Consider the following 14,061-nt stretch of genomic DNA (forward strand, 5'->3'; position numbering starts at 1 on the left):
GCATAGCCTCAAACGAGATCACCGAGTGGCCGTCGATACACCACTCCAGCGGACGTGACCCCTCCGGCTCGGCCTCTGCCCCCAGTGGCCATTCAGGTGAAAAATGTGACGTTGCCCGCTCCTGGTGCCGAGGGCCAGTGGAGTGAACTTCGGCCCCACACGGCGACGCCGGAGGTCGGCAAGCAGTGGACCGATACGGGGGTCGAGGGAGTGCCCGGGGCTTCGTCGTGTGCGATGAAACCCGGCCTGACCAGCGAAAAGCCCTCCCCAGAGGGAGGGCGGAGACTGGCGCCCCCGGCAGGACTCGAACCTGCGGCCAAGCGCTTAGAAGGCGCCTGCTCTATCCACTGAGCTACGGGGGCCAGGTGTGGTGGCCTCTGTCGCGGTGCCCTGGTGGGGGCTGATCCGTGACATCGCCGGGGACAAGGATAGGGCTCCCGGATCCATGTCCCGGTTGCTTCGCCTCCGTGGCTCAATGTGGAGGTTCAGTGAAGCGGTCCTGATAATCGCAGGCGGGTACGAATCGTGCATCGCTTTTGACGTCCGGCGCACCTGGTGTTGTGCACTCGTTATGCCTCGACTGCGCCCGCGTCCCAGTCATCCCATCCGTCCGTTGTGTCCAATCGGCGCGCAGACATGCTCATATGCTTCAGAATTCCCCTAAAATTGGGCATTCTTCACATGTGGTGACCTTGGACGTAAGGCCTCAGCTGCTCGACGCACTATCCGCCCTGCGCGACCGTGTCGCCGCCGCACGCTTCCCGCTGCCCCTGGCGGGGGCTCCACGCGCGCGTGCCAACCGCGACGAACTGCTCGCTCAGCTAGACGACTACTTGGTGCCGCGGTTGCGAAGGCCCCAAGCACCGTTGCTGGCGGTCGTCGGCGGGTCGACAGGCGCCGGGAAGTCCACTCTCGTCAACTCGCTCGTCGGACGGCGGGTCAGCGAGGCGGGCGTGCTGCGGCCGACCACCAGGACACCGGTGCTGGTCTGCCATCCGGAGGACCACCACTGGTTCAGTGGCATGCGCGTACTGCCGGACCTCACACGCGTGTGGGTGCCCAGGGGGGATCCCGGAGCCGGCGACGACCTGCTGATGCAGGAGAGCACCCCCACCCGGGTGCTGCGCGTGGAGACCGTCGACACCCTGCCCCCCGGACTCGCTCTCCTCGACGCGCCCGACATCGACTCCCTGATCTCCGACAACCGTGTCCTGGCCGCCGAGCTGATCTGCGCCGCCGACATCTGGGTCATGGTCACCACGGCCGCCCGCTACGCCGACGCGATCCCGTGGCACCTGCTCCGCACGGCCAAGGAGTACGACGCCACGCTGGTGACCGTCCTGGACCGGGTGCCGCACCAGGTCGCCGCGGAGGTCTCCCGCCAGTACGGGGCGCTGCTCACCAAGGCAGGACTCGGCGAGGTACCGCGGTTCACCGTGCCGGAGCTGCCCGAGTCGGCCTGGGGCGGGGGCCTGCTGCCCGCCTCCGCCGTCGCACAGCTGCGCACCTGGCTGGTGCACCAGACCCAGGAACCCGGGGCCCGGGAGTACGCCATGGCCCGCACGGCCCAGGGCCTCCTCGACTCGCTGAAATCCCGGATGCCCGAGCTGGCCAGCGCCACCGCCTCCCAGTACGCCGCCGCGCTGCGGCTCACCTCGGCCGTCGAGACCGCCTACGACAGTGAGCACACGCGCGTACGAGGACGGCTCCAGGCGGGGGCGGTGCTCGCCGGGGACGCCCTGAAGAGGTGGCGCGCCTTCCCCCTGGACTGCACCGCAGGGGAACTGCTCGACGCGCTCGTGGAGAGCCTGGCCGCCCTGCTGCTGTGTGCCGTCACCGCCGCCGACGAGCGCGTGGACGACGCCTGGCGGCACGAGCAGGCCGCCACGGCACCGGAGCTCGCCGACCGCGACCGCGTGTCGGAGAGCGCCGAGCACCGCATCGGCCTTGCCGTACGGCGCTGGCGGCGGGAGCTGGAGGAGTACGCCGACGACGAGGTGCGCAGGCTGGACCGGAGCCTCGCGCCGGACGCCGAGGCCGTCGCCGCCCTGGCCGCGACCGGACTGCTGGGAGGACGCCGGGCGCGGTCCGCGGGAGAGAGGCTCGCCGAGCGGATCGGCGCGCACGGAGCGCTGCGGCTGCGCGACCGCGCCGGGCGGCTGCTGACCGAACACCTGGACCGGGTGATCCACGTCGAACGAGAGCGCCGTCTGGCCCCGCTCGACGCCCTCGACGTGCACGCCGAGCCCCAGGCCGAACTCATCGCCGCGCTGTCCGTACTGCTGAAGGAGAGGTGACCGGTGACCGCCGTCACTGACCAGGACCGAACGGAACACACCGATCAGAAGCAGGGCACCGTCCTCACGGACCAGGAGACGGACGGAAGGGCGGACGGAAGGGCCGGCGGGGAGCACGCGCGCGGAGACAACTGGATCCGGGACAGGGCGCCGGACGCCAGGTCCGAGGACGGCCACGGCGCCGAAGGCGTCCCGGAGGCCGAGGACGCCGAGACGCCCGGGGACGCCGGGGGACGCCGGGTCCCCGGGGCGGCGGCCCGCGACCACCAGGTGACGGGGCAGGTCAGCATGGTCAAGGAGGCCGACGTCGCCCACGCGCGCGTGGAGCACGACGACAACGACGCGCTCGGGGCGGACGACGACGCACAGAGCCGTACGGAGGCCGAGGACGCCTGGGACGACGGGCTGATCGCGCGCCGCGTCAGCGAGACGGCCGCCGCCGAACTCGTACCCGTGGAGCCCCGGCCCTCCCGGCACTCGGCCGTGCCCCCGCTGGCGTACGACGGACCGCTGCGCTCCCGGCTCGACGCGCTGCGCGAACTGGTCGGCCTGTCCCGCACCCGGCTCGACAGCGCCACCCTCGCGGAGGCGGGCCGGGTCCTCGACGAGGCCGCGGCGCGGCGCCGGCTCTCCGGGCAGCACACCGTCGTCGCCATCGCGGGCGCCACCGGCAGCGGCAAGTCCCAGCTGTTCAACGCTCTCGCCGGCGTCGCCATCTCGGAGACCGGCGTACGGCGGCCGACCACCGCGGCTCCCATCGCGTGCAGTTGGAGCGACGGCGCGGCCGGTCTCATCGACCGGCTCGGCATCCCGGGACGGCTGCGCAGGCGCCCGGTACAGGCCCAGGACGCCGACCCGCAGCTGCGCGGCCTGGTCCTGGTGGACCTGCCCGACCACGACTCGGCGGCCGTGCAGCACCGCGAGCACGTGGACCGGATCCTGCGGCTCGTCGACGCCGTCATCTGGGTCGTCGATCCGGAGAAGTACGGGGACGCCGTCCTCCACGAGCGCTACCTGCGGCCCATGTCCGGCCACGCGGAGGTCATGTTCGTCGTCCTCAACCAGGTCGACCGGCTGCCCGGCGAGGCCGCCGACCAGGTCCTCGACGATCTGCGACGGCTGCTCGACGAGGACGGGATCGCCCTCGGCGAGTACGGCGAGCCGGGCGCGACCGTGCTCGCGCTGTCCGCGCTCACCGGGCACGGCGTCGGTGAGCTGCGCGAGGCGCTGGGTCAGTTCGTGGCCGAGCGCGGAGCCGCGGTGCGGCGGATCTCGGCCGACGTGGACGCCGCGGCCCAGCGCCTGCGGCCCGTCTACGCCACCCGGTCGAGCACCGGGCTCAGCGAGGAGGCGCGCGAGGAGTTCTCGGCCCGGCTCGCCGACGCGGTGGGCGCCACCGCCGCGGGCGACGCGGCCGAGCGGGCCTGGCTGCGCAACGCCAACAAGGCCTGCGGCACGCCCTGGCTGCGGCTGTGGCGGTGGTGCCGGAGCCGGCGCGAGGCACCCACCGGACGCCTCATGCTGAGTACACAGCAGGACGAGGAGGCCACCGCGCGTCAGCGTGTCGAACACGCGGTGCGCACGGTGGCCGACCAGGCCTCGGCCGGTATGCCGGGGCCGTGGGCGCAGGCCGTGCGCGAGGCCGCCGTACGCGGTGCGCAGGGGCTGCCCGAGGCGCTGGACCAGTTGGCGGCGCGGGCCGGGCTGCCCCCGGGGCGGCCCCCGCGCCCGGGCTGGTGGCCCGTCGCGGTCCTCGCGCAGGCGGCGATGACGATCCTTCAGGTGGCCGGCGGTCTGTGGCTGGTCGGGCAGATCGCGGGGGTGATGGCGCCGAACCTGGGGGTTCCGGTGCTGCTCATGCTGGCCGGCATCGTGGGCGGGCCGCTCGTGGAGTGGAGCTGCCGGATCGCGGCGCGCGGGCCCGCACGGCGGTACGGCCAGGAGGCCGAGCGCCGACTACGGGAGGCGGCGTCGGGGTGCGGCCGGGCCCGGGTGCTGGATTCGGTGGCGGCGGAACTCCTGCGATATCGGGAGGTGCGGGAGCAGTACGCGCTGGTGAAGGGAGCTGGGGTCGGATGAGGGGCGGTCTTCGCCGGTAGGTGGGGCGAGGGGCGGGCTTCACCCGTGAGGCGGCTTCACCCGTGAGGCGGGCGAGGGGCGGGCTTCACCCGCAAGGGTGGGGGAGTTTTCCACAGGCAGGCGGCGGTCCACAGCGCTCGGCGGGCTCGGCCCGTACGGAGGCAGTCTGGTCCCGCGGCGATCGCGACGAACGCGGTCGTCACGACAGACGCAGCCGTACGGGACGAGCCCGTACGCATGTCCGCCCGGGCCGGGCGTCCGGGCGAGGGAGGGGTTTCGACGATGAACGAGACGATCGTCTGCACCGTGGGCAACGTGGCGACGCAGCCGGTGCACCGGGAGCTGCCCTCGGGCGCCTCGGCGCGGTTCCGGCTGGCGGTGACCTCGCGCTACTGGGACCGGGAGAAAGCTGCCTGGACGGACGGCCACACCAACTTCTTCACGGTGTGGGCCAACCGCCAGCTCGCCGCCAACGCGGTGGCGTCACTGACCGTGGGCGACCCGGTCATCGTGCAGGGCCGGCTGAAGGTGCGCACCGAGACCCGCGACGGCACCAGCCGGACCTCGGCGGACATCGACGCCCTGGCGATCGGCCACGACCTGACGCGGGGCACGTCGGCCTTCCGTCGCACCGTCAGGGCGGAGCCGCAGACGGCGAGTCCGCCTCCACAACCGGAGCCCACGTGGGAGACGGCTCCCTCGGACACCGGGTCTTCGCAGGAGCCGGAACCTGCCGTTGCTGCCTGCTGAGGTGATCTTGGTGATAACGATTGCGATTCGGATCAGTGATCTGACGATACGACAGCGAAGTCCTGGTGTGCGGGCTCCATAGGATGCCGGACACAGCTCTCTGGGCTTGTCACTGGGCTTGAAGATTCTGCCGGTGGGACCGCACCCCCACGTCAACGGGTCCTGCTCGAAGGGGATTTCTGTGTTTGCTTACTCTGCGCCGTCCGCGCGCAGGCGGGGGGCGGCTCGGCTCGCCGCCGCCACCCTGGTCTCCGGTTTCGTCGCCGCCGGTCTGATGACCGCCGCCGGCCCGGCCGCCGCCGACGGCATGCCGCAGAGTCCGGGCGGCGCGACCGCCACCATCGGCAGTCTGAAGACCTACGGCACCGCCGTCATCCATGACGGCGGCGATGACCACCAGGTCTCCGCGGGCCTGTTCGAGATGTCCGTCGACGGCGGCGGGACCCTGCAGACGTACTGCATAGACGTGCACAACCCCACGCAGCGGGACGCCAAGTACCGCGAGACGCCGTGGAGCGGCACCTCGCTGGCCACTAACAAGAACGCCGGGAAGATCCGCTGGATCCTGCAGAACTCCTACCCGCAGGTCAACGATCTCGCGGCGCTCGCCGAGAAGGCCGGCGTCAGGAACCTCACCGAGCAGGACGCGGCGGCCGGCACCCAGGTGGCCATCTGGCGCTACTCCGACGGCGCGGACGTCGACGCCGTCGACCCGCGGGCCGAGAAGCTCGCGGACTACCTGGAGAAGAGCGCCGGTGACCTGCCCGAGCCTCGCGCCTCGCTCACCATCGACCCGCCCGCGGTCTCCGGTCACCCGGGCGAGCGGCTCGGCCCGGTGACGGTGCACACCAACGCGAGCAGCGTGACCCTGACACCTCCGGCGGGCGCCGCCACCAGCGGTGTGCGGATCGTCGGCAAGAAGGGCGAGGAGATCACGTCCGCCCAGGACGGCAGCCAGGTGTTCTTCGACGTGCCCGAGGACGCCGGGGACGGCTCGGCGACGCTGACCGCGCAGGCCTCCACCACGGTGCCGGTCGGCCGCGCCTTCACCTCCGACAGCCGCAGCCAGACCCAGATCCTGGCCGGCTCCAGCGAGTCCACGGTCTCCGCCACCAGCGGCGCGACCTGGGCCGCCGGGGGCGCGATACCCGCCCTGTCCGCGGTGAAGAACTGCGCCGAGGGCGCTCTGGAGATCAGCGCGGCCAACAAGGGCGACGAGCCGTTCACCTTCGAGCTGATGGACACCCGGTACACCATCGCCGCGGGCGGGTCCGAGACGATCATGATCCCGCTCCAGGAGGACCAGGCGTACGACTTCACGATCAGGGACCCCGGCGGCAACGCGCAGCGCTTCGCCGGCGTCCTCGACTGCCGCACCCACGGCAGCCCGAGCGGCACCGTGACCCAGACCGTCGGCGAACCCACCCCCGTCATGGCGGGAGGCGACATCTCGCCCAACCCCAACCTCGCCGAGACCGGCGGTACCAGCACCACTCCGCTGATCGCCGCCATCGGCCTCAGCCTGCTGGTTCTGGGCGCCACGGCCCTGAGCATCGTCCACAAGAGGAAGAGCGCCGGGAACTGACCTAGCGTGGTGGTGGGACATCGAGCGGATGCCCGGCACCGGCCGTTGAACGGGATGTGACATGACCGTGCGCGCGAGCAGGACAGACTCCGACACAGCGCCTGCCGGCGCGCCGGTTCCGATCACCAAGCCCCACGGCGCCCGCGCCGCGGCCGAACAGGTCGTCGAGGGTGACACGGTGACCGTCTCCCTGGGCGGTCTCCGCTTCGAACTGCCGCCGCGTGACCAGCTCGCCTACCTCGCGGGCCTCGGTCTCCTCACGGCGTTCGACCTCATCGAATGGCCGGTCGCGCTCGCCATCGCCGTCGGACACGAACTGGCCCGCACCCACCGCGGCAAAACCCTCCGCGAGTTCGGCGACGCCCTGGAACAGGCATGAGCCACTCGTCCCCACCGGGCCCGCGGGCTCTTCGCGTGCCCGGCAGGGACGCCCGGAGCTGCGGGCGGACGCTGCCCGTGTAACGGTGCCGCACCGCGCACAGCCGGGCCAGGTCCTTCTCGAAGCCCCGGGTGTCGGCGGCGCCGACAGGCTCGGCGGTCGGCAGCTATTCGTGGGCCCCCAAGCAGCGTGTGAGACGTCTGTCAGACCTGAGGCACGGACCTCGACGGCAACCCGCGGTGACGGACGGGCCTCAGTCGCCGGCAGCGAAGCCGCAGGTCAGAGCCCCCCGGCCGCACGCGTTTCCTCCCAGGGGTGGCGGTACGGCAAGATGGGGTGTATCTGCCCACTGCCTGATTTCAAGCTGCCGGACGGTTTCTCTTGGCTGAGTTCATTTACACCATGCGCAAGGCGCGCAAGGCGCACGGCGACAAGGTGATTCTCGACGACGTCACCCTGAACTTCCTTCCGGGTGCCAAGATCGGCGTCGTCGGTCCGAACGGTGCCGGCAAGTCGACCGTGCTGAAGATCATGGCGGGGCTGGAGCAGCCGTCCAACGGTGACGCGTACCTGTCGCCCGGCTACAGCGTCGGCATCCTGCTGCAGGAGCCCCCGCTGACCGAGGACAAGACGGTCCTGGAGAACGTCCAGGAGGGCGTCGCCGAGATCAAGGGCAAGCTCGACCGGTTCAACGAGATCGCCGAGCTCATGGCCACTGACTACTCCGACGCGCTGCTCGACGAGATGGGCAAGCTCCAGGAGGAGCTCGACCACGCCAACGCCTGGGACCTCGACGCCCAGCTGGAGCAGGCCATGGACGCCCTGGGCTGCCCGCCCGGCGACTGGGCCGTCACCAAGCTCTCCGGTGGTGAGCGCCGCCGCGTCGCGCTGTGCAAGCTGCTCCTCGAGCAGCCCGATCTGCTGCTGCTCGACGAGCCCACCAACCACCTCGACGCAGAGTCGGTGAACTGGCTCGAGCAGCACCTGGCCAAGTACGAGGGCACCGTCGTGGCCGTCACCCACGACCGGTACTTCCTGGACAACGTCGCCGGCTGGATCTGCGAAGTGGACCGCGGCCGCCTCCACGGCTACGAGGGCAACTACTCCAAGTACCTGGAGACCAAGGCCACCCGCCTCAAGGTCGAGGGCCAGAAGGACGCCAAGCGGCAGAAGCGGCTCAAGGACGAGCTGGAGTGGGTGCGGTCCAACGCCAAGGGGCGGCAGGCCAAGTCCAAGGCGCGTCTGGCCCGCTACGAGGAGATGGCCGCCGAGGCCGAGAAGATGCGGAAGCTGGACTTCGAGGAGATCCAGATCCCGCCGGGCCCGCGCCTGGGCAGCATCGTCGTCGAGGTCAACAACCTCAACAAGGCCTTCGGCGAGAAGGTCCTCATCGACGACCTCTCCTTCACGCTGCCCCGCAACGGCATCGTCGGCGTCATCGGTCCGAACGGCGCGGGCAAGACCACGCTGTTCAAGATGATCCAGGGCTTCGAGGAGCCGGACTCCGGCAGCATCAAGGTCGGCGAGACCGTCAAGATCTCGTACGTCGACCAGAGCCGGGCGAACATCGACCCGAAGAAGACGCTGTGGGCCGTCGTCTCCGACGAGCTGGACTACATCAACGTCGGCCAGGTCGAGATGCCGTCCCGGGCGTACGTGTCCGCGTTCGGCTTCAAGGGCCCGGACCAGCAGAAGCCCGCCGGTGTGCTCTCCGGCGGTGAGCGCAACCGCCTCAACCTGGCGCTCACCCTGAAGCAGGGCGGCAACCTGCTGCTCCTCGACGAGCCGACCAACGACCTCGACGTCGAGACCCTGTCCAGCCTGGAGAACGCGCTCCTCGAGTTCCCCGGCTGCGCCGTCGTCGTCTCCCACGACCGGTGGTTCCTGGACCGCGTGGCGACGCACATCCTCGCCTACGAGGGCGAGTCCAAGTGGTTCTGGTTCGAGGGCAACTTCGAGTCGTACGAGAAGAACAAGATCGAGCGGCTCGGTCCGGACGCCGCACGGCCGCACCGCGCCACCTACAAGAAGCTGACCCGGGGCTGATCGAAGCAGATGCGCCACATCTACCGCTGCCCGCTGCGCTGGGCGGACATGGACGCGTACGGCCACGTCAACAACGTGGTGTTCCTCCGCTACCTGGAGGAGGCACGCATCGATTTCCTGTTCCGCCCGGACAAGGAGTTCAAGCAGGGGTCCGTGGTGGCGCGTCACGAGATCGACTACAAGCGCCAGCTCGTCCACCGGCACGCGCCGGTGGACATCGAGCTGTGGGTCACCGAGATCAAGGCGGCGTCCTTCACCCTCACCTACGAGGTCAAGGACGGCGAGCAGATCTATGTCCGCGCCTCGACGGTGATCGTGCCGTTCGACTTCGAGGCGCAGCGTCCGCGCCGGATCACCGCGGAGGAGCGCGAGTTCCTCGAGGAGTACACCGACGCGGGCGACAAGGAGGAGGCCGTCGCCGCATGACGGCCCTCCACCTCGCCGACGGGACGGAGGCGGCGGACCTCGCCGCCTTCCTCTCCCGGCTGCTGCACTACGACCGTTCCGCCGCGGTGCGGCTTCAGGCGGCGGGAACCGCGCTCGCCGTCTTCGGACGGCCGGCGTCCTTCGAGGTGCTGGCGGTGCGCGCGGTGCGGCTCGCCGAGCCGTACCGGAACGACCCCGACACCACCCTCGACGTGACCGTCTCCGCGGGTGAACTGCTTGAGTCCGTCGACGAGTCGGCGGCCACGGCCGCCGTCCCGGCGGCGGTGACCGGGCCGCCGTGGGCGGGCGTCCTGCCCCCGCGCGGCGGCTGGCGGACCGAGCCGGGTCTGCCCCCGGTCGGCGCCCTGGGTGCGACGGTGGCCGCCGCGGTCACCGAATTCCGCACCCGTACGGGGGAGCTGGCGCAGGAGCGCCGCACGCGCGCCGAACTCGACCGGATCGGGCGGGAGATCTGGTCCCGGCTGGTCGGCGGGACCCAACTGCCCGTGCGAGCCGTGCACGCGGCGCAGTCGCTGCGGTTCCTCAGGCCCCCCACCGCTGCCGGTGAGGGGGAGACCGCGAAGCCCCCGGCGGCCTCCGGCGAGGAGGACCTCGCGCTGCTGTCGTCGGGGACGTGGCTGCGGCTGCGGACCCCTTATGGGTCGATCGCGGTACGGCGCGCGGAGGCCGGACTCGGCAGCCTGGGTGTCAGCGTCCGCTGACCGCGAGCGGCACTCAGTTTCCCTCGCTGTCGTCCGGCCGCACCGCGATGTGGTCGGGTTCCAGCTCCAGCGCCACCCGGTCACGCATCCCCAGGGCCCGCGTGTACTCGGCGGGCAGCTGCAGACGGCCGGCCCGGTCGAGCATGGCGTACTCGCGGCTCACCAGCGTCTCGTCGCCGGTCGCCGCGTCCACCTCGCTGCGGCGCAGCACCTCGGTGGAGGTGCGGCCGTCGCGGATGGCGACCGTGCGACGGACCTCGCCGGCGACCGTCTGGTCGTGGGTGACGATGACGACGGTCGTGCCCAGACGCTCGTTGGCGGTGCGGAAGGCGGCGAAGATCTGCTCGCCGGTGTGGGAGTCCAGTTCGCCGGTGGGCTCGTCGGCGAGCAGCACCGCCGGGTTGTTGGCGAGGGCCACCGCGATCGCCACCCGCTGCTGCTGCCCGCCCGACATCTGGTGCGGGCGGCGGTCCCGGCAGTCGCCCACCCCCAGCAACTCCAGTAGTTCCACGGCGCGTTCGGCCTTGGCGCGGCGGCTTCGCCCGCGGTCGCCGGACAACTGCATGGGTAGTTCGACGTTCTGTGTCGCCGTCAGGTACGGCAGCAGGTTGCGGGCGGTCTGCTGCCAGACGAAGCCGACGACCTCGCGGCGGTAGCGCAGACGGTCCTTCGCGGTCATGGCGAGCAGGTCGTGGTCCCCGACCCGGGCCGCGCCCGCTGTGGGCGTGTCCAGCCCGGCGAGGATGTTCATCAGGGTGGACTTGCCGCTGCCGGAGGCGCCGACGAGGGCCATCAGCTCGCCCTCGCGGACCAGCAGGTCCAGGCCTTGGAGGGCCTGGACCTCCACGCCGTCGGCGGTGAAGATGCGGACCAGGCGGTCGCAGCTGATCACCGCGTCGTGGCCGTAGGCCGGGCGTGTGCGGCTCGCGGTGGCGCGCTCGGCCAGGTCGGCCAGCGTGGGGTTCGTCGTCATCGGGGCTCTCCTGCGCGGCGGCTACTGCGGCTGTGGCGGTCGTCCGGTCGGTTCATCTCGCGTCTCCCGCTCTCAGCTCCCGCACCGATCCCCTGCGTCCCGTCCACCACGCCTGGCCCACGGCGATGCCCACCGTCAGCAGCAGCACGGCCACGGCCGGCAGGGCCAGCGAGAGCGGGTCGGTCCGCAGCTCGTTCCCGTCGGCGGACAGCGCCGACGACGGCAGCGCGACGGCCGTCAGGTCGATGCCGGGGGAGAGCAGCAGGACGGTCGCCCAGCCCGTCAGCGCTCCGCCCGCCGCGGCGAGCAGCGCCTGGGGCAGCGACTCCAGGACGAGCAGGCGGCGGCCCTGCGCGCGGGTGAGGCCCATGGTGCGCAGGCGGGCGAGGAGCGCGGCCCGCTCGGGGGCGGCCCGCAGCAGTGCGAGGAGCAGCGCCAGGACGGCGTAGCCGGCACCGGCGGCCACTGCCACCGTGTAGATGCGCTCGGCGCCGGACTGGAGGGGCGAGTCGACGTACTCACCGCGTTCCCCGGCCCGCGTCGTCACGGACGTCTTCGTGCCTGCCGCCCGGCGCAGGGCGCCCGCCTCGAGGTGGTCGCCGGTCAGCAGCAGCGCGCTCGTACGGGCCTTCTCGCGGCTCAGCCCGGCCCGGTCCACGACCAGGAAGTCGGTGCCGATGACGGCCGGAGTCCGGTCCCGGACGACGGCGATCCGGATGCTCACCTCGGTCCCGTCGCCGAGCTGCAGCGACAACGGCTGGGTGCCGTACTTCTCGGCGACCGATGGGGAGGACAGTGCCGGCAGCGGAGCCCCGGAGTCGGCGGGCCGCCGCAACTGCTCCTCGGGGAAGGCGCCGAGCCCGGTGCGTTCGGCCAGGGACGCGTAGGCCGCCGGGTCGACGCCCGCCACGGATGTCCGCGCGTTCGTCCCGGTCTTGGCCTGGTAGTCCATGCTCACTTCGGTGAGTGTCCGCACGCCCGGTGTCCGGCGGATCCGGTCGGACAGCCCGTCCGGCAGCGGTTCGGTGCCCTCGACGCGGGCGTCGGCGCCGACGGCGAGCAGCGCCGCCTGGTCGCGGGCCCCGGCCACCCCGGCCAGTACGGAGCCGCCGAAGGCGGCGGTGGTGAGCGCGGTCAGCAGTGCCAGCAGGGGCAGCACCGACGGGACGGACGTGCGGCCCGCGCGGGCCAGGGACAGATGGCCCACCACCCCGCGCAGCCGGCCGGCCGGACGCATCAGCCAGCGCAGCGGCCACGGGTACAGGCGGACCAGCACCAGGGCCGCGATCACAGCCACCAGCACCGGTGCCAGGGACACCAGTTGGCCTCCCGAACCGTCCGAGGCGCCGGCGTCCTCGGCGGAACCCGCGACCCCGTACCGCCGCAGTGCCTCCACCGCTGCCGCCGCGATCACCAGCAGCGTCAGCTCGGCGACCGTACGGCGCTGGGAGGGACGTACGGACACCGTGTCCTCGCGCGGTCCGTGGACGCGGACCGCGCGGTGCGCGATCACGGCGCGTACGGGCAGCGCGGCACAGGCGACGACGGTGACCACGGCGGCCGCGAGTACGGCGTAACCCGGACGGCCCCCGGGGACGGCGAGCAGGGCCGCACCCAGTCCGAGCGCCCCGGCGGGCACGGCGACCACCGCCGTCTCGGCGAGCAGCCGGCCCGCCAGACCGGGCAGGGAGGCGCCGCGGGCGCGCAGCAGGGTGAGTTCGAGGCGGCGGCGGTCGGCGGCCAGGCCGCCGGCCATCAGCAGGACCACGGCGGCGACCGTCGCGCTGCCGAACGCGGCGACCGCGACCAGCGGCGTGATGCCGGAGCTCAGCCGGCTGTAGGACAGGAGGACGTCGTCGAGGCCGGTGTCCACCTGTGCGGCGGGATCGGTGGCCGCACGCATGCGCACCAGGCCCGGCCCGGACTTCAGGCTCGCGACCGCGGACTTCAGGCCCTCCAGGTCGTGGGCGTGCAGGGAGCGGGGGTCGGGGGCCACCTGCCAGTAGCGCAGGGGGTTCCCCGCGGTGCCCGTCAGGGCGGGGGCGGCCTCGGACGGCAGGAGCAGGGCGCCGAGCCAGTACTTCGGTGGTTCCGGACTGTCCGAGAGCACCTCCATCAGGGCCGGCGTGCGCAGCAGCGGCACGGTCGACCAGTAGGCGCCGTCGGGCTCGCGCGGGGTGAGGATGCCGGTGACGCGGACCACGAGCGGCGGGCCGGACATGGCGGGTACGTGGATGACCGAACCCACCTTGATGTGCAGGCTCCTGGCCGTCGCGGCGCTCACGGCGGCCTCCACGTCCAGGGTCGAGGCCGTCACCCGCCCGGTCGCCCGCGGCAGCCGGCCCTCGCGCACCGAGGAGTGCTCGGCCAGCCCGCCGGGCGCGACCAGGCGCACCTTCGCGGGCAGCCCGCTGGGCTGGGGGATCCAGGGGTCGTGGACGGCGAGGGCGGTGACGTTCGTGACCCCGTACGACGACTGGCCGGGGTCGGCGACCAGCGGGCGCGGGACGGTGTCGAGGACCTTGGCCTGCTGCCGGCCCAGGGTGGGCGGCAGCAGTGCCTGCTCACGCTGCCGGTCCGAGGCCTCGGCGTCGGGCAACGGGGCGTACATCGTGAAGCTGGTGCGCGGCGGGGTCGCCCGGTCGACGGCCTGCGCCAGACCGGCGTTCTCGTACCGGTCGAGCGCGCGGGGGAACGCGGCCGCCAGGCACGCGGTCAGTGCGACCAGCAGGGCGAGGGCGGCCGCGGCACCCGGCGAGGTGCGCAGGCGTACCCGGACCCAGGCGGGAGTGACGGCGTTCAGC

Annotated in this window: 10 protein-coding genes and 1 tRNA gene; 8 read left to right on the forward strand and 3 right to left on the reverse strand. The window is 72.4% G+C overall.

What is annotated here, in order from left to right; genetic code table 11:
- Positions 1–286 precede the first annotated feature (286 nt).
- Positions 287–362: transfer RNA gene (locus tag CG719_RS02330), tRNA-Arg, on the reverse strand.
- A 321-nt stretch (positions 363–683) separates the two neighbouring features.
- On the opposite strand from CG719_RS02330, the gene CG719_RS02335 reads away from it, so the two are divergent.
- The 8 genes from CG719_RS02335 to CG719_RS02370 all read left to right on the forward strand — a co-directional run bounded on the left by CG719_RS02335 (position 684) and on the right by CG719_RS02370 (position 10,284).
- Positions 684–2,297, forward strand: a complete 1,614-nt coding sequence (locus CG719_RS02335; protein ID WP_100566781.1) for a dynamin family protein — start codon at positions 684–686, stop codon at positions 2,295–2,297.
- A gap of 3 nt (positions 2,298–2,300) precedes the next feature.
- Positions 2,301–4,376 carry a GTPase gene (locus CG719_RS02340; protein WP_442802695.1) on the forward strand — a complete coding sequence of 692 codons (2,076 nt, stop codon included), beginning with the start codon at positions 2,301–2,303 and terminating at the stop codon, positions 4,374–4,376.
- Positions 4,377–4,658: 282 nt separating this feature from the next.
- A complete protein-coding gene (locus tag CG719_RS02345; RefSeq protein ID WP_100566782.1) occupies positions 4,659–5,126 on the forward strand; it encodes a single-stranded DNA-binding protein in 468 nt (155 codons plus the stop codon).
- 181 nt (positions 5,127–5,307) lie between these two features.
- Positions 5,308–6,711, forward strand: coding sequence for a Cys-Gln thioester bond-forming surface protein (locus CG719_RS02350; protein ID WP_442802696.1), 1,404 nt, complete (start codon positions 5,308–5,310; stop codon positions 6,709–6,711).
- Positions 6,712–6,772: 61 nt separating this feature from the next.
- On the forward strand, positions 6,773–7,090 hold the full coding sequence (locus CG719_RS02355) for a hypothetical protein (RefSeq protein ID WP_234375382.1): 318 nt from the start codon (positions 6,773–6,775) through the stop codon (positions 7,088–7,090).
- 381 nt (positions 7,091–7,471) lie between these two features.
- The gene (gene ettA, locus CG719_RS02360; RefSeq protein ID WP_100566784.1) at positions 7,472–9,136 is read left to right on the forward strand and encodes an energy-dependent translational throttle protein EttA; all 1,665 of its coding nucleotides are present in this window, start codon (positions 7,472–7,474) and stop codon (positions 9,134–9,136) included.
- 9 nt (positions 9,137–9,145) lie between these two features.
- Entirely contained in the window at positions 9,146–9,562 is a 417-nt protein-coding gene (locus CG719_RS02365; RefSeq protein WP_100566785.1) for an acyl-CoA thioesterase, read from the forward strand.
- A complete protein-coding gene (locus tag CG719_RS02370) occupies positions 9,559–10,284 on the forward strand; it encodes a hypothetical protein (RefSeq protein ID WP_100566786.1) in 726 nt (241 codons plus the stop codon). Before CG719_RS02365 ends, CG719_RS02370 begins: the two co-directional genes overlap by 4 nt.
- A gap of 13 nt (positions 10,285–10,297) precedes the next feature.
- Here the strand turns inward: CG719_RS02370 and CG719_RS02375 are convergent, their stop codons facing one another.
- Both CG719_RS02375 and CG719_RS02380 read right to left on the reverse strand, forming a co-directional pair.
- Positions 10,298–11,257 carry an ABC transporter ATP-binding protein gene (locus CG719_RS02375; protein WP_100566787.1) on the reverse strand — a complete coding sequence of 320 codons (960 nt, stop codon included), beginning with the start codon at positions 11,255–11,257 and terminating at the stop codon, positions 10,298–10,300.
- A 52-nt stretch (positions 11,258–11,309) separates the two neighbouring features.
- Positions 11,310–14,060, reverse strand: a complete 2,751-nt coding sequence (locus tag CG719_RS02380; RefSeq protein ID WP_100567161.1) for an FtsX-like permease family protein — start codon at positions 14,058–14,060, stop codon at positions 11,310–11,312.
- Position 14,061 lies beyond the last annotated feature (1 nt).

Origin of the sequence: Streptomyces sp. CB01373, from assembly GCF_002803075.1 — a bacterium.
In the GTDB taxonomy this organism is placed as follows: Bacteria; Actinomycetota; Actinomycetes; order Streptomycetales; family Streptomycetaceae; genus Streptomyces.